Below are 16,288 nucleotides of genomic sequence, written 5' to 3'. Positions count from 1 at the left end.
ACCCCGCGATTCAATAAAAAAAACAGCTTTCAAGATGAAAGCTGTTCACAGGGAGTGTCAGGCACTAAAACAATTCTAAAACAATTATTTATGTGATGCACTACTCATATTATGCACCAACAAACAACACAGCCTGTCCTATTGCAATAAAAAAGGCTTCATGCTGAATCGGGCTAGTATCTTCAATTTGGAGTGTAATATCAAAATGGGTTTCATGAAAAATTGCTTGCCAGCGTGCAATTGGCTGTTCATCCAATGTAAACACTGACCAGTCTTCCATTTCCTTATTCAGCATTATTTTAAGGTGACCATCTGTTATGATTAAATCTGGAATCATGATTTGCCAGCCATCATAGGCAATCATATAATCTTTACCTGTTAAAATGTCTTTCCCTTTAAAATGCACACGGCCCCGACGTGATATTTTTTTACATGTAAAAAGACGTTGCCCATCTTGTGCCCTTACATCAAATTGTACAAAATACCGATAATCCATCATACGGTCAAATACCTTTTTCAATCCGTTAGAGTATATCCGCTGAACATTTGAAGAGACTTGCCCTTCCTCATCCACTATTTGAACTACGTTTGTCGATTCAATCGCTGCGGGTTGCTTATATGTAAAAGTTCTCAAAATATTCGCTCCTTCAATGTCCGTTGCTTCTATTAAGCTAACACAAAATAAGCATCAAATACAATTTACCTGATGTATTTGACACTTATTTATCAAGGAATAGCGCTAGTATCTATTTATCCAGCTTAAATGTAATATCACCCACGCCCATTTCAGCGTTTATCTCTAATATAACATCTGCTTTTTCATATGCTTCATTGACAAAAATTCCTTTACCTTTAGCAATAAAGCCCTCCAAATTAATTGAGCCAATTCCTTTATCAGTTGTTATTTTTACGCCGACTGTAGAAGGTAAAATAACTGTAGTTTGACCAACACCTGTTTCAATATTCGTTTCGAAGCTTTTATTCCAATCGCCACCTAAATCAACGTATAAGTCGCCTACACCTGTTTCAATATCTAAGTTTTCAAGCTTTAGCCCACGTAAATCTAACTTTGCTTTTGATGCTCCTGTCTCTACAGAAAGATCCATTGGTATATCTTCATTCAGTTCGATATCCCAAAAGTTTTTAATATTGCCAAGTCCAATTTTAGTAGATCCTTTATGTTCGATGACTAAATCACCAGTTTTCCCGCGTTGTTTGTAGTGGACTTTTGGTGCTAGTTTCTTTATGTTATATTGAGCATTTCCTTCCATCCATTCCTTTGCACCTTTTGCAACCGTCAATTCGCCGACACCTAGATTTATTTCTACTTCTAATTTTTCTGCATTATCCTTTTTAACTGACAATGTATTTTCCTGTTCTTTTACTTTCTCTGGAATAAAAGAAAAACAACCTGTTAATATGAGCAACGAAGCACTAAATATTAAAGCAAAGCCTATCAATTTTTTCACTGTTATTTCCTCCTACATTATATTCTTCCATTAAATCCATTTTATCTGATATAAGAAAAATGAAAACGACCCTTAGCTTTAACTTCGACTAAGACTTGAGACGTAGTGGTTTTCATTCTATATGCTTGCCCTAGGCAAAATTTGAACCCTTCATCTTTTCTCTTAAAAACAGTTCTAGATGAAGGGTTCATTAAATTTGCTATTCATTGTCTGGCAAAAAAATTATGTCTGATGGTTCATATAAATTGTCCATAATACCATCTTCGTGAACAGCTCGTATTGTGATGTCTGATAAATCGACATTCGAGCGGTAAGGTACCGTAGCTAGCTGTGCACGATTTGCATTCACAAGCACTTCAATCTGTTCGGTATTCATGCTTACGATTAATTTCTCAATGTCATTTTCGTCAACAAGGGGAATCACTAAATATTGAATATCAAGTATTGCTATCACTCGCATCGTACCTTCAGAGCTTAAAAAACCGTAATCTAATTTATAGCCTTTCCCATCATTCTTGAAAAAAGAAATACCTTGCATGTTAGGCGTCGAAAAATAACTCATACGATATTGTTTGATAGTCATCGTATCAAAAAGACGCAAATCCTCTGTATTTCCTATTGACCATACCCCTGATTGTAATGTACTCACGATATCGGCTTCATTTGCTACATAATAGCGATAGCCAATGCGTTCAGTCATATTGCCGACAATTGCTAGTACAATAATCGTACTAAGCAACACCCACCATAGCCACTTTTTACGTAACGCATAGAGGACAAAGCAACAGCAAATGACAATTGCTACTAGCCCACCTATCATTAAAGGTTGCTGTAGGATTGTATAGTCTTTTTCCTTACCCGATTTTTCGGGATAATTTGCTGAGCCTGTTATTGCTGGCGCATCGGGTGATAAATGATCTATTTTAAATAAAAGTAAATCTAGTCCTATAAAAAGAATTACAGTTAAGCAGATTGTTAATAAAACAGGCATGAGGGAACGTTTTCTTTGTTGATGGATTTTATGAAAGGTTTTTGCTTGATTGTCTATTGAAAATGATCCTTCTTTATAGACAGTATTAATGGCGTTACGAATCTGATCCATATTCAAATCCCTCCTCCTGCAATGTCATGCCAATTAATTGACGTGCCCTTCTGAGTCTCGTTTTGACTGTATTTTCTTTCATCTTTAATGTTTCAGCTACTTCATTTAACGATAATTCCGCAAAGTGAAATAGTAATAGGACATCCTTGTATTTTGTAGGTAGTTTCTCAATAGCTGCAACTAACATAGTATCAGACTCATTTGTAAGTAGTTGAGCAACTGGATTTACTTCATTGCCCATTAAATTATTCCAATACTCTATAACTTGTATTTGTTTATAACGCCAACTAGATAAATAATTATGGCAATGGTTAATAGCAATACGATACAAATATGTTTTTACAGATGCTTCTTCACGAAATTGGTCCATTTTTTCATAATATTTTACGAATGTATCCTGCACTAAATCTTCGGCTACTGCCCAGTTTTGTACATATGTATAGCACACACGTACTAAATAATCGCCATACTGCGTCATCGCTTTTGTTAAGCAAGCATCCTTCTGAGTTTTCATCACTTTGCTCGCCCCCAATCCATAAAGCTTGTGATTTGTGCAAACCTCGTAACATGCACATTCATGATACACATTATAAAATAAATTTTATTTAAGGAAAATATTTATATTTTTTCTAAATATAGAGTAAGAACCGATTTGTAGTTAGACAACCGAATGATAAAAAAGTTTCATGAAAAAATAAATATTTTTTCATGAAACTTTTATTGACTTATAAATTTAGCTCATCTTTTTCTAAAAGTAACTTTTGCTGAAGGTTTCTGTATATCCCTTGTTTTTGCATAAGTTGCCGATGGTTACCTTGTTCAACAATTTCACCTTGTTGAATAACTAAAATTTGATCGGCGTTTTCAATAGTTTTCAGACGGTGTGCAATGACAAAGCTAGTGCGACCACGCATTAAATGCTGTAACCCTTTTTGAATATCGACCTCTGTTTGCGTATCTACGCTAGATGTCGCTTCATCCAATATTAAAATATCAGCATTTTCTAAAATGGCGCGTGCAATGGCTATAAGCTGTCGTTGCCCTTGACTTAAATTAGCACCGCCTGCCTGTACAGCTGTATCATATCGCGCTGGGAGATACTTTATAAAATTATGCGCATTCGCAATTTTTGCCGCTTCCTCCACCTCTGCATCCGAAGCATCTAGCTTGCCAAAGCGAATATTTTCACGAATCGTACCAGTGAATAAATAAGTATCTTGTAACACGACCCCAACGCGCTCTCGAATCGTTGCCATCTTGTAGTCCTCAATATTATGACCATCAATAAGAATTTCACCAGCATCCACATCATAAAAACGAGTTAGTAGGTTAATTATCGTTGTTTTCCCTGAGCCAGTCGGACCAACAAGTGCAATGGTGTCCCCTGCCTTAGCATGGAAATTAATATTTTTTAGAATAGGTTGATTTGGCAAATAGCTAAAGGAAACATGCTGAAATGCAACCTCCCCTTTCAAGCGTCGACTATCAATTGCATGCTTTTTATCCGCGACTTCCGATGGTTCGTCTAAAATTTCAAATACTCGTTCTGCCCCTGCAATCGCTGATTGGAACGTATTCAATAAATTCGACAGCTGATTCAATGGACGGAAAAATTGACGAGTGTATGTGACAAATGCCGCGATTATCCCGACAGTCACTACCCCTTTGACCGCTAAAAATGCACCAGTACCGATTACAACAGCTAGCCCTAAATTATTCATAAAGTTATTGATTGGACCTAATAAGCCTGATGTAATTTCTGCGCGTTGTGCTGAGTCGCGTAGGTTGTTATTTTGTTTACGGAACGATTCAATCGTTTGTTGCTCTTTACCGAAAAGTGTAAGTACCTCCGCTCCCGTAATCATTTCCTCAATTGTTCCATTCAGTTTGCCTAAATCACGTTGACGCGCTGCATAGTTTTTACTACTACGTTTAACAATTTGCTTTGTAGTGAAAACAATTAAAGGAATAATGATTAGTGTCACAATGGCTAATTGCCAGCTAAGTGAGAACATCGCAATACTAACACCGATTACTGTTAAAATGGACGACACGATTTGAGTCACACTTTGTGCCAATGCTGTATTTAAATTATCAATATCATTCGTTACACGACTCATTAAATCACCAAGTGCACGTTGATCGAAAAATTTCAGTGTTAATGTTTGCAGTTTTTTAAATAGGTCCAGCCGTAATGTACGAATTGTCTTCATTGCCACTTGAATCATGACATAAGTTTGTAGCCAAGTGAAAATTGATGCTACTGTAAAAATACAAGCTAGCACAATACCGAGTCGTATCGTACCTGCAACTTGCTTTTTCATAATATAATCATCAACAATATGTCCGATCAAATAAGGTCCTGCCAAACTTAAAAATGTAGAGGCGATAACAAAAAATATCGAAAAGAACAGCCCTACTTTTTGTTGTCTGATATATTGCCATACACGTAAAATTGTTGTTTTTTGGTTTTTGGCCTTTTCAGCAGGTCCACCCATACGTGGCCCACGTCCAAAATTCATTTGCTTTGGTTGATTTTGACTCATTGTTGTTCACCAGCCTTTTGCTGTGAAGCGTAGATTGCTTGGTATGGTTGGTTACTTTGTAATAATTGTTGATGCGTACCTTGACCAACAATTTCGCCATCCTCTAACACTAAAATAAGATCTGCCTGTTGGATGGAAGTAATTTTCGACGCGACGATAAATGTTGTCGTTTCTTGAAAATGTTCGCTTATCGCCTGCTGCACATGCTTTTCAGAAGCGCTATCAAGAGCAGATGTGGTATCGTCCAAAACTAATATAGTTGGCTGTCTTACAAATGCGCGTGTAAGGGCTAACCGTTGCTTCTGGCCGCCAGATAAATTCGTTGCGCTCTGTGATAGTTCATGCGCTAGCCCTCGTTCAAGCTTCTCAACAAATTCAGATGCACATGCCCCTTCGAGAGCCTGATTTAATTGTTCTTGTGTCGCTGCTTCCTTACCGAGACGAATATTTTTTTCAATTGAGCCAGAAAAGAGTAGCGCTTTTTGAGAGGTAAAACCAATATGTTCACGTAATGTGGTCAATGCATATTGATTTAGCGGTTTACCATCAAGCAGAATGCTACCACTAGTCGGATCAAATAGACGTGGTAATAGCTTTACAAGGGTCGATTTACCACTACCCGTTTTACCAATGAGTCCAACGGTTTGCCCTGCCTTCACCGAAAACGTTATATTTTTTAATACATCTTCTGACGTTTCATAATAACGATAGCTTACATTTTGAAATTCGATTGTTCCTTGAATAGACGAAGTAATTGGCTGTGCTGCTTCTTGCACTGCTACTTCCTTGTTCAGAACATCAACAATACGCTCGCCAGATGGAAGTGCACGAGCAATTTGCATTAACACCATACTGGAAGACATTAGCCCATTTAAAATAATTGTTAAATAGTTAATAAAAGCGAGAATTACACCAACTTGCAATGTGCCTGCTTCAACTTTAATAGCACCAAGCCAAAGTGCTGCAACAATTCCGAGGTTCACTACAAACATTGTAAACGGTACGAGCACACCTACAATTTGTTCAGCCGTAATAAAACGTTTTGTAAGTGCATCATTTAGATCTCCGAATTGCTCTACTTGATGTTTTTCACGACGAAAAGCCTTTACAACACGAATTCCTGCTAAATTCTCCTGCAGCTTCGTATTAACCCCGTCAATTGCCTCCTGTACTTTACGATATAAAACTCCAGAATACTTAGTGAAAAAATACATTGCGATAATTAAGATTGGTACAATTACAAGCAATATTGAAAATAACTCGCGTGCCGTTACAAACACGATGACAACCGCACCAATAAATAACAATGGTCCACGTACAAAAATACGAAGCGTCATCATAAACGCACGCTGAATACTTTCCACATCACTTGTTAAAATTGTAATCAGCTTGCCAGTAGTAAACGCATCCCGTTCTTTTGCCGAATAGGTCATCATTTTCTCATATAAAGACTGACGTATATCAGAGGCAAAATGAATGGCTGCCTTTGAGCTATAAATAGAGCACCCCAGCCCCCCTACTAATCCAAGTACAGCACTTATAAGCATGAAAATAAACATTTTAAATACATATGGATTGTCATTATTGGCAATCCCTGTATCAATCATATGTTGCATAATAGTTGGCTGGATTAAATCCATCGTTACCTCAAGCACCATTAAAAGGGGTGCAATAAGCGTAAAAAATTTATAAGGCCCTAAAAAGCGCCCTAACTGTCTAACTGCCTGCATTCTTTCGTCTCCGTTCCTTGGAAATCACATTCGCTATTCATTATAACTGAAAATCATTCCCAATTGGCACATAATTTTTCGAGTCACGTAATATATACCTCTGCTTAATAAACGTTACCCCCTTTTTTACATCGTTTCCTGAATCAACAAAATGACAAAAAATAATCATCTTCAATATCCTTTTTCAGTTAATATTCAGTTCATAAACTTAGTGTATTATCCGTTTATGAATAATTTTTTGAAGAAAAAAGAAGGGCATTTCTATGAAAGTTCATTACTATGCAAAACTTACTGTGACTTTATGAAGGAGGAATAATTTTGGAAGAAATGAACAACAGAGCAGGAATATTGCGCAACCCAGAATGGGCCATCGAAGCAAAAGGTTTAGTTAAAAATTTTGGCGATCATCGGGCTGTTGACAGTGTAGATTTAAACGTCCGTGCTGGCAGTATATACGGTGTGCTTGGTCCAAATGGCGCAGGCAAAACAACAACAATTAGAATGCTGGCAACCCTTTTACGCGCGGATGCTGGTACAACACGCATCTTCGGCTATGATGTGGTGAAGGAACCACATATTGTTCGTCAATTGATCGGGGTGACAGGTCAATATGCTTCAGTAGATGAGTCGCTTAGTGCTACAGAAAATTTAATTATTTTCTCTCGACTACTCGGACTAGGGCGTGCTGATGCACGGAGGAAAGCTGCTGAACTGTTAGAAGAATTTGGTTTAACAGATGCTGCAAAACGTCCATTGAAAAATTTCTCTGGAGGTATGCGACGAAGATTAGATTTAGCAGCAAGTCTCATCGCTCAGCCTCCATTAATTTTCTTAGATGAACCGACAACGGGATTAGATCCACGAACACGTAATCAAATGTGGGATACTATTCGTCGATTGGTAGATATGGGCTCAACCGTACTTTTAACAACCCAGTACCTTCAAGAAGCCGATGAATTGGCAGACAGAATAGCTGTTATTGATCATGGTCGAGTAGTTGCTGAAGGAACAGTCGATGAACTAAAAGCATCAGTCGGTACTTCAACACTGCATTTAAGCATTCAAAATCCAAACGATATTAGTGATGCTCGTCAAATAATTGAACATGTACTTAAAGTTCCTTCAACGATGACTTCTAGTATAGGAAAGATAACCGCCCCAATGACGAACGCGGACCTCGTTACAGATTTACTTATTGCCCTCAGACAAAAAGGAATCTTATTAGACGAGATGAGTGTGCAAAAGCCAACATTAGATGAGGTATTTCTAACGATTACTGGTCATGGTGTACAGGACAATACTTTTTCAGAGGCTAATGAGGTAGGTGGTGCAAAACGATGAAAAATTCAATGATAAAACAACATGGCGTACGCCAGCTGCCCAACAGAACGAGCTTACGTCAATCACTAAATAATTCATTAACAATGGCTTATCGCGGCATTTTGAAAATTAGACGCACACCTGAACAATTATTTGATGTAACATTACAGCCGATTATTTTCACTTTAATGTTTACGTATATTTTTGGTGGTGCCATCTCTGGTGACGTTCAAAGTTATTTACCAGTTATTATTCCTGGCATTTTAGTGCAAACAGTTATTACGACCTCAATCGTTACTGGTGTTCAATTACGTGAAGATATGGATAAAGGGGTTTTTGACAGGTTTAAATCTTTACCGATTGCACGTATTGCCCCATTGGCTGGTGCGTTACTAGCTGATACGATTCGATATACAATTGCAACTGTCTTAACGTTTTCGATGGGTTATATCATGGGATATCACCCAGAAGGTGGTTTAGGTTTTGTTGTGCTAGCAGGTCTTCTTGTCATCGTTTGTGCTTGGGCTATGAGTTGGATTTTTGCCTTCTTTGGTGTCATTGCACGAACTGCTTCAAGTGTACAGGGAATTTCAATGCTCGTATTGTTTCCGCTGACGTTTTTGTCCAACGCTTTTGTACCAGCTGAAACATTACCAAACTTCTTGCAATGGTTTGTGAAGATCAATCCTATTTCTCATCTAGTCACTGCTGTCAGAGAACTAACTAATGGTGGCACTGTCGGTTGGGATTTAAGTGCGTCTCTTATCGGAGCTGCAGTTATTGTAGCAATTTTCGCACCAATTACGGTCCGTGCTTATATGCGTAGAACTTAAAAAATTTCTTGTATCATAGTAACTCAAATTGGCTTCTTGTAGCGTGACTATTTACTGTACGCATAAAACTATGCCGCAACCCTCGCTTCTTCTGCGGGTTGCGGCTTTACAATTTACGAATTTTCAGAATCGTTTTAGTGACTGGCACTTTTCAAAATTTCGAGTAAACAATGTTTGTGCCAAATGCTCTTTTTCTGGATGTATGCCTAATAATATTACAGCACAAGGTCCAGCTGATTTCTCAATATCCAACGAAGTTTTTACTTCGGAATAACCGAAAAGTCGTGAAAATTCTGCTTGTAGTCCTTGCGAGCCTACTGGCCAAACTTGCTGTACAATTTCTTCCCGCCATGCACGAAATATTGGCTGGAGCTGTGCAACATCTTCAGGTTGTTCAAGCACTTCTTTGCCGACAAGTGGTAGTCCATACGTGTACCACATCAGTTTTTCACATTGAACAGGTATTTTTTGATGTACCTGACCTAGCATTGTGATCGATAATCCCGATTGCAATGTTGGCATGTTCGATTCTGAACTACCAGCTATCGGAGGACAAAGTAGCCCTACTTCTTCAAAAACTTGTTCAATTCCCGCGACATAGCGTGTCCATGATGCATCGCCCGAAAAGTTAGCAAGAATTATATGCATAGGTATCGCTCCTGCTGCAAGCTGCTCTAAAAATGTAACACGCGCTGTTAAATAAGCTGTTAACTTGTCAGATGCAAAGACGATATCTTGTGATTTTTCACCAATTGCTGCTGCATTGTCCGTTGTAGCAATAAGTTCCCCTACTTTTACTGCATTTCTCAATTCACTCGCCCCTCCTTACGGACAAACACTTTCGAGAGAATAGGCATGACAACAGCGACAATAACAAGATTAATGACTGTTGCCATGAAAATACTAGCTAACGAACCCCAGAAAAATGCTGGGCTAATAATGAAATAAAAAGGAATTGGCGCAATGACACCATTTAGAAAAAGTGCTACTGGCCATTTCCAAAAATGCATGCCTCGTTTGTGCATAACACCAAATATCCAAACGACAAGAAACATTTCAGCGGCAATAATAATATGCAAAGGTCCATATGGAAACCCAGAAGTCATCGCTGTAATAATATGTCCGATGAACCCCGCTGTCCCTGCTAGAGCAGGTGACAAAAACACTACACTCAAAAATGCTGGCGCTGAGTCTAATGCAGCCGATGATACGATTGATGGGATTTTAATGACTGCACCAACAGCACAAATCGCCGCTACCATCGCTGTGAGTGTTATAATCATTAATTTTTGTCGATCCATTCCATTTCCTCTTTTCTAAAAATAGTGAATGCCCCTCTCGGGAATTGTATTTAATCTTTTAATTATTTTATACGTTCTGCAATGCCATACCAAATACGGTCAACTTGACTTGCTTCTGCAAATAACGCCTGATACAAACGACCACAAGTGTCTCGCAATAGTCGTACCTGTTTTTCCATTGGCACAACGCCACGCCCCATATCGGTAACAATAATATACAAAGGACAGCTTTCTTCAAGAGTTTTAAGGTTTGCCAAAATATTTTCGACAATCACCTCATCCTCCTCAAGATTTTGCTTAATGAGCCATTGTTCAAGATTTTTAATAATCAGTGCATCACAAGTAGGTGCAACCTCTGGTATAAAACCATCTATCACTGCTATTTTTTGCTCCTTAAGCAACTGTGTTACATAGGCGGTTTTTCCATTATAGGCTCCTCCGATAAAGATACGCATCTCGCGCCCTCCTTCCAAGCCGCTCTAGCAAACGTTAATGTATACATTCGATCATGTGGTACTTGATATGACCAGAAAGGCTTTTGTTGTGGTGCAAATGCTACAAGTAACGCTCGTACAACTCCACCGTGCACGACGAGATAATAATCGTCATTATCTTTTGGTAATGCCAAAAACCCCGCAATCACCCGATTACAAAATAAATCAAACGGTTCTCCGTTTGGTGGTGATATAACAGTCGGGTTATCTAGCCATGTACAGTAACGTATGTCCGACTTTAATTCATCATATGTTTTACATTCAAAATCACCGAAATTAGACTCCCGAAATCTCGCATCTGCAATATAGCGAGCGTTTGGAAAATAACAAGATGCCGTTTCTTGACACCGACGTAAGTCACTGCCATATACCTTTTTTACACCATCATTGAGTATAGGAAGCGTCGTAGCATTTGCTAATGGGGAATCTGTCCAGCCAATATATCGCTTCTCTAGATTTTCTTTAGTTGGCGCATGTCTCATTAAGCGAACAGTAACAATGTCACCCATAATACTACCTCCATTCCTTCAATGGATGCTCCCAGTAAATCTCCTGATACCCCACCGAAATTGCGTACTGTAAACTGACGAAATAATAAAAAGGCAGCGACAAGTACTGTAATAAGCACGAATGGCAAGCTTGAAAAGCCTATTACATAAAATACGCCACAACTAGCAAGTAATAGTGTCATTATCATAAAACAAGCTAAAACACGATGGTTTAGTTGTGTTTTAAAAAAATAGGCAAGTCCTTTTTCCTTCGAGCATTGTAAAGATAGAAAATAAAAGCTCATCCCTACCCGTGTCAATAAAGGAATAAAAACAAGCATCCACAAGGCTAGTTTGTTCTGTACAAAAAGTTCATGAAGCACAACAAATTTCCCTAGTACTAAAAATAAGACAGACAAAACACCGAATGCTCCAACACGAGGATCATCTAAAATTTCAAGACGCTTCTCGCGATCTCGATACGAAAAATAAGCATCTCCCATATCGATAAAGCCATCTAAATGCAAGCCGCCTGTAAAAAACGCGAACAGCCCAACAATCATAAATGTTAATAAAAGTTCACTGCTCGATGTCCATTCTGATAAACTAAAGATTATCGCTGCAACGACAGCACCCATAAGTGCACCAATCCACGGTAAAAAGGCGAACATCCCCGTAATTGTTTTTTTAGATAGAGGAATCTCTTTATGTACAGGCAAAACCGTAAAAAATTGAAATGCGAGCAATATGCTATGCCAAATAGTTTTCATTGCCTTGCCTTCTTTCTTGTAAGTTATCTTCAATTTTCTTGCACACAACACTAAGTTAGTTGCTACACATCTAATTCATTGCTCACTTATTTCCATTTCTTAACGATACCATAATTAATCTCATATGCCTCGTACGCGACAGAAACGAACCATTGATGTAATGTACCGAGCATTTGCCTGTACAATTCGACCTCTTCGTTTTCATATGGCGGTTCATCAAAAAGCTCATTAGAAACGACAAAAAGCGTCACCTTTTTGTCAAGTAACGTTTGCACTGAACTTTTCATATTCCTCAGCTTTTCCTCTAAACAACCAGGCTTCTCCACACAAGGCGTGCCTCGATCAAACCCCTCATAAAAGGCATTTGTCAGCCAAGTCGTTACACAGTCCCATAGTACGACATCGCCCTCAACTAAGTTATCGAAAACATTCTGTATTTGATAAGGTGCTTCAATCGTATGCCATGCAATCGCTTGTTTTAGCCGATCAGACTGGTGTCGAGCTATGCGTTTTTCCATTTCAACGTCCATTGCCACACCTGAAGCTATATAAATAAGTCGTTTATGGATTGAGTTATTATGTTGATAGTGCAAAACAGCTGCTTTCTCGGCAAAGTGAGACTTGCCACTGCGGACACCACCTGAAATAAAAATTAGCGGCACTGTTCTCACCTCTCTATTGTAAATGTTGTGTACTGCCTATTTCCTCGATATGCCAACTTTCTTCTAATCGATCTATGATTGTTACGCTAGTTCCTTCGATGTATGGTGCTGACCATAGCTGATCAATACCACGCCCTAATATTGCATTAATAATGCATTTAATTGTAACTGCATGGGACACAATTAAAATATGTTCATGTGGATAAATTTTTGCAATATTTTTTAACGTATACATGGCGCGTTCTGTCACTGCACCAAAGCTTTCCGTATGCGTTGCGACGAATTGTGCTGGATAATTTGTATACAGCTCGTAGTCAAATCGATTTGTTGCCATAATGTCCTCAACAGTTTTCCCTTGCCAATTCCCTAAAAAAATTTCACGTAAATCGTCCTCATAGTGCATTGCAAGTTCTCGACCAGCTGTTAAATAGCGAGCTGTTTCTCTTGCACGTTCACTAGTGCTACTATAAGCAACTGTAAACGGAATATCGATTAAATGTTCTGCAAGTTTTTGGGCATGTAAAATGCCCATTTCTGACAAAGGTGAATCTAACCACCCTTGTAATCGTTGCTCCTTATTCCATACTGTTTCCCCATGTCGAACTATATAAAAAGTCGTCACTTTTCTCACCCCTTATTTGCTTTAAACCACGCTTGTAAACAGTTTTGTAAATAGGTCATCGCTGTTACATCCTTTATTCCAATTCGGAACCATTCCCCGTTTAAGCCCTTAAAATTTTTTGTATGTCGCAGGACTACCCCTTCAGCTAAACAATAGCTGAAAAATGTATCAGCTTGCATACTTTCGGGCAATGAAAAGCAAACATAATTCGTAACACTATTCGTTACCAAACACCCATTTTCTATTAAAAACTGCTGTAACCTTTCCCTTTGTTTCGTTGCATAGCTAATGGCTTGCTGACAGTATTCATGCTCGTCCAGACAACCTGCACCAATAACGAGTGCAAATGCATTGAGATTCCAGTGAGACAGCATGGCTTTTAACTCACAAACAATGGTCTTGCTCGCTATTAAATAACCTAGTCTTAATCCAGGAATCGCATACATTTTCGTCATCGACCGAACGACAATTACATGTCCATTATTAGCAACAAAGCCAATTAACGAATAGGCTTCATTGACCCAGTCGATAAATGCCTCATCAAAAACGAGCTCACAATCTACTTCCGCTCCATATGCTATTAAGCGCAGCAGGTCCTCTTTCTTCGGTAATACACCTGTTGGATTATTAGGCGTACAAATATATAATGCATCTGCAATAACCATTTCTTGATAAAGAAGCTCCATCGGTAATGTATAGTGAATAAAATCATCGACTACAACCGACACAACGTCTGCTCCCGCTGCCTTTAATGTTCGTTCGTATTCAGAAAATGTTGGATGCACAACTATCACACGTTTGTTGGCATAACGTCTTGCTAAAACGCTAAATAATTCGGACGCCCCATTTCCTAAGACGATAAAATCTTTTTCAATGTGATGGAATTGTGCCACCTTTGTTAAAAAGGGCTCTCCATCTGGATCTGGATAACGCTGAATTAATGGATAAAAAGTTCGCCAACGTGCCTCAACAAATGCAGGAGGCCCTGCAGCATTTACATTTTCACTATAATCATAAACCTCTGTAGGCATCGTTAGCCCAAGCTGATGATAGACATTTTGCGGATTTGCTCCATGATTAGGTAATTGCAAAAATGAACACCTCCATTGCTAACATAACGAGCGTAAAGAGCACTGTAGCTACACGCATATGAATAATAGAAGTTGCAATATGCTCCTTCGTTAACGGTACGTACTTTTCACCCATAGTCGCCCTGTATGAAGCAACTCCTTGATATGTATTTTTCCCACCTAGTTGAACACCTAGCTGAACGGCTGTTGCTGCTTCCAAATAACCACTGTTTGGACTTGGATGTTTTTTCGCATCCTGTGCCCAACGTTTTAAACGTTTGCCAAGCGTTACAGAAGTTTCATTTTTTGTTCCAAGTACCATTAATAATCCCGTTAAACGACTTGGAATAAAATTCAGGACATCATCAAGCTTCGCTGCGAACATTCCAAAGTCTTTATATTTTTCATTTTTATAGCCAATCATCGAGTCCAACGTATTGACTGCCTTATAACCCCATAAGCCAATGGCACCAAATAAAAACGCATAAAAAAGTGGTGCAGTTACACCATCACTTGTATTTTCAGACACCGTTTCAACAACGCCACGAACAATTTCATCCTCATCAAGTCGTTCGGTATCTCGTCCGACAATCCACGATAACTTTACACGCGCTTCTGCAAAATCCCCTTTTACGAGAGGATCATAAACAGCTAAAGCTGCTTCCTTTAAGCTGCGTTGAGCCAATCCAATACCTATTAGTATTCCTTCTACTAGAATACCAAACACGATGCTTACTTGATAACTGACTATTAAAATAATCGTTACTACAAACATCGTCGTACCAACAACAGCAAGCGCCATAACCATGCCACGCACTTTGCGCATTTTACCCCTGTTCCATAACGTGGTTTGTGCTTGAATTAGTTTACCAATCCAGCGTACAGGATGTGGCATTTTAGGAGGGTCCCCGACAACTAGATCAAATAGTAAGCCAATAATACAGGCAATCATTAATAAAATCATTGAGGATTCGCCTCCTTATCTTGTTGATATTTTTGAATGGCCTCTCGCATCGTTTCATAAACACCATGGCCAATTATTTTCCCTAACATTGTTATAGGACCTGCGTATTGATGGAAATCGCCCTCTTCTGTTGATGCAATGAGTAAACTATCCGTCGATGTGCCAGTTGCTTGTGTACCAGTTGTAGGGTCTACTATATTTTCATCTATAAGTGCCTTCACTTTTGCCTCTGTTGTTGAAATCATCGCTTGAAATAATGCCTCATCCGATAGTTTTCCATTGATCAGTACCCATGTATTAATAGTTCCTGCGTGATACTGCTCTTGACGATGGAATGCACGTGTAATATCGACTGCATTTCCTAATCCCGCTGTAATCATCACGACAAGATGAATACCTTCATATGTAAATTCACGAATAATTGCAAAACATGCATTAACTGCTGTCATCATGGCAACCGTATTGCTAATAGGGTAGCCCTCTAATTGCAAAAAAGAACGTAACTCCTGGTGTGGTTTACGTTCATCATATGTTTTAGGCACAGAACGATTTAGCAGATGTGTATAATAACCAAAACCAGGATTATGCATTGCTGATGATACAACTTTCATCGGCGTCGCTGTTTGAAAAGCAACATACTGATCCATTATTTTTATATCCTCTTTACGAACGATTGTCATCTACTCACCTCCTATAATCTTTACTAGAATCACTCATTTATCTTTTTATGGAGCTCGCATGTAAAAACCTTACTACAAATAAAAAAACAAATTCTTACTAAGAAGAATTTGTACTGTTCATTCTTAAATTATGAATACACTGCAAATTTGAACCTTCTGAATTTTTCGTATAGTACAGAAGCGCAACTTCATCGTACTGAATATATTTATTTTCTTAAAAATTGTATCATAACTTTG

Annotated in this window: 18 protein-coding genes; 2 read left to right on the top strand and 16 right to left on the bottom strand. The window is 38.5% G+C overall.

The features are described from left to right. Positions 1-109 precede the first annotated feature (109 nt). The 6 genes from JNUCC52_RS00455 to JNUCC52_RS00430 form a co-directional block, all read right to left on the bottom strand. Positions 110-634 carry a tubby C-terminal domain-like protein gene (locus tag JNUCC52_RS00455; RefSeq protein WP_172771847.1) on the bottom strand — a complete coding sequence of 175 codons (525 nt, stop codon included), beginning with the start codon at positions 632-634 and terminating at the stop codon, positions 110-112. A gap of 112 nt (positions 635-746) precedes the next feature. Further along, positions 747-1,469 (bottom strand): toast rack family protein, encoded by a 723-nt coding sequence (locus JNUCC52_RS00450; protein ID WP_172771848.1) that lies wholly within the window; start codon positions 1,467-1,469, stop codon positions 747-749. Between the two features lie 199 nt (positions 1,470-1,668). After that, on the bottom strand, positions 1,669-2,571 hold the full coding sequence (locus tag JNUCC52_RS00445) for a signal peptidase II (RefSeq protein WP_337980995.1): 903 nt from the start codon (positions 2,569-2,571) through the stop codon (positions 1,669-1,671). Next, positions 2,555-3,085 (bottom strand): sigma-70 family RNA polymerase sigma factor, encoded by a 531-nt coding sequence (locus tag JNUCC52_RS00440; RefSeq protein ID WP_228134515.1) that lies wholly within the window; start codon positions 3,083-3,085, stop codon positions 2,555-2,557. Before JNUCC52_RS00440 ends, JNUCC52_RS00445 begins: the two co-directional genes overlap by 17 nt. A gap of 211 nt (positions 3,086-3,296) precedes the next feature. Continuing rightward, on the bottom strand, positions 3,297-5,117 hold the full coding sequence (locus JNUCC52_RS00435) for an ABC transporter ATP-binding protein (protein WP_337980994.1): 1,821 nt from the start codon (positions 5,115-5,117) through the stop codon (positions 3,297-3,299). After that, positions 5,114-6,847: an ABC transporter ATP-binding protein gene (locus JNUCC52_RS00430; RefSeq protein WP_337980993.1), complete on the bottom strand. Its 1,734-nt coding sequence runs from the start codon at positions 6,845-6,847 to the stop codon at positions 5,114-5,116. Before JNUCC52_RS00430 ends, JNUCC52_RS00435 begins: the two co-directional genes overlap by 4 nt. Before the next feature lie 327 nt (positions 6,848-7,174). On the opposite strand from JNUCC52_RS00430, the gene JNUCC52_RS00425 reads away from it, so the two are divergent. Beyond that, the gene (locus JNUCC52_RS00425; protein ID WP_337982162.1) at positions 7,175-8,188 is read left to right on the top strand and encodes an ATP-binding cassette domain-containing protein; all 1,014 of its coding nucleotides are present in this window, start codon (positions 7,175-7,177) and stop codon (positions 8,186-8,188) included. Beyond that, entirely contained in the window at positions 8,185-9,000 is an 816-nt protein-coding gene (locus tag JNUCC52_RS00420; RefSeq protein WP_337980992.1) for an ABC transporter permease, read from the top strand. Before JNUCC52_RS00425 ends, JNUCC52_RS00420 begins: the two co-directional genes overlap by 4 nt. A 123-nt stretch (positions 9,001-9,123) precedes the next feature. On the opposite strand, the gene JNUCC52_RS00415 is transcribed toward JNUCC52_RS00420, so the two are convergent. The 10 genes from JNUCC52_RS00415 to JNUCC52_RS00370 form a co-directional block, all read right to left on the bottom strand. Continuing rightward, a complete protein-coding gene (locus JNUCC52_RS00415) occupies positions 9,124-9,810 on the bottom strand; it encodes a hypothetical protein (protein WP_337980991.1) in 687 nt (228 codons plus the stop codon). Beyond that, positions 9,807-10,301 carry an ECF transporter S component gene (locus JNUCC52_RS00410; RefSeq protein ID WP_337980990.1) on the bottom strand — a complete coding sequence of 165 codons (495 nt, stop codon included), beginning with the start codon at positions 10,299-10,301 and terminating at the stop codon, positions 9,807-9,809. The genes JNUCC52_RS00415 and JNUCC52_RS00410 overlap by 4 nt, the downstream gene beginning before the upstream one ends. 62 nt (positions 10,302-10,363) lie before the next feature. After that, positions 10,364-10,756: a bifunctional adenosylcobinamide kinase/adenosylcobinamide-phosphate guanylyltransferase gene (locus JNUCC52_RS00405; RefSeq protein ID WP_337980989.1), complete on the bottom strand. Its 393-nt coding sequence runs from the start codon at positions 10,754-10,756 to the stop codon at positions 10,364-10,366. Beyond that, positions 10,708-11,304 (bottom strand): histidine phosphatase family protein, encoded by a 597-nt coding sequence (locus JNUCC52_RS00400; RefSeq protein WP_337980988.1) that lies wholly within the window; start codon positions 11,302-11,304, stop codon positions 10,708-10,710. The genes JNUCC52_RS00405 and JNUCC52_RS00400 overlap by 49 nt, the downstream gene beginning before the upstream one ends. Further along, the gene (cobS, locus tag JNUCC52_RS00395) at positions 11,277-12,053 is read right to left on the bottom strand and encodes an adenosylcobinamide-GDP ribazoletransferase (protein ID WP_337980987.1); all 777 of its coding nucleotides are present in this window, start codon (positions 12,051-12,053) and stop codon (positions 11,277-11,279) included. Before cobS ends, JNUCC52_RS00400 begins: the two co-directional genes overlap by 28 nt. Before the next feature lie 86 nt (positions 12,054-12,139). Further along, a complete protein-coding gene (locus tag JNUCC52_RS00390; RefSeq protein WP_337980986.1) occupies positions 12,140-12,715 on the bottom strand; it encodes a bifunctional adenosylcobinamide kinase/adenosylcobinamide-phosphate guanylyltransferase in 576 nt (191 codons plus the stop codon). Between the two features lie 13 nt (positions 12,716-12,728). Further along, positions 12,729-13,337, bottom strand: a complete 609-nt coding sequence (locus JNUCC52_RS00385) for a histidine phosphatase family protein (RefSeq protein ID WP_337980985.1) — start codon at positions 13,335-13,337, stop codon at positions 12,729-12,731. 5 nt (positions 13,338-13,342) lie between these two features. Continuing rightward, positions 13,343-14,428 (bottom strand): pyridoxal phosphate-dependent aminotransferase, encoded by a 1,086-nt coding sequence (locus JNUCC52_RS00380; RefSeq protein WP_172771860.1) that lies wholly within the window; start codon positions 14,426-14,428, stop codon positions 13,343-13,345. Further along, entirely contained in the window at positions 14,415-15,371 is a 957-nt protein-coding gene (gene cbiB, locus JNUCC52_RS00375; protein WP_337980984.1) for an adenosylcobinamide-phosphate synthase CbiB, read from the bottom strand. The genes JNUCC52_RS00380 and cbiB overlap by 14 nt, the downstream gene beginning before the upstream one ends. Beyond that, positions 15,368-16,051: an adenosylcobinamide amidohydrolase gene (locus JNUCC52_RS00370; RefSeq protein WP_172771862.1), complete on the bottom strand. Its 684-nt coding sequence runs from the start codon at positions 16,049-16,051 to the stop codon at positions 15,368-15,370. The genes cbiB and JNUCC52_RS00370 overlap by 4 nt, the downstream gene beginning before the upstream one ends. Positions 16,052-16,288 lie beyond the last annotated feature (237 nt).

The sequence above is a fragment of the Lysinibacillus sp. JNUCC-52 genome (assembly GCF_015999545.1).
GTDB lineage: Bacteria > Bacillota > Bacilli > Bacillales_A > Planococcaceae > Lysinibacillus.
Note: the sequence above shows the minus strand (reverse complement) of the source record. Positions and strands in the feature narration are given on the sequence as shown.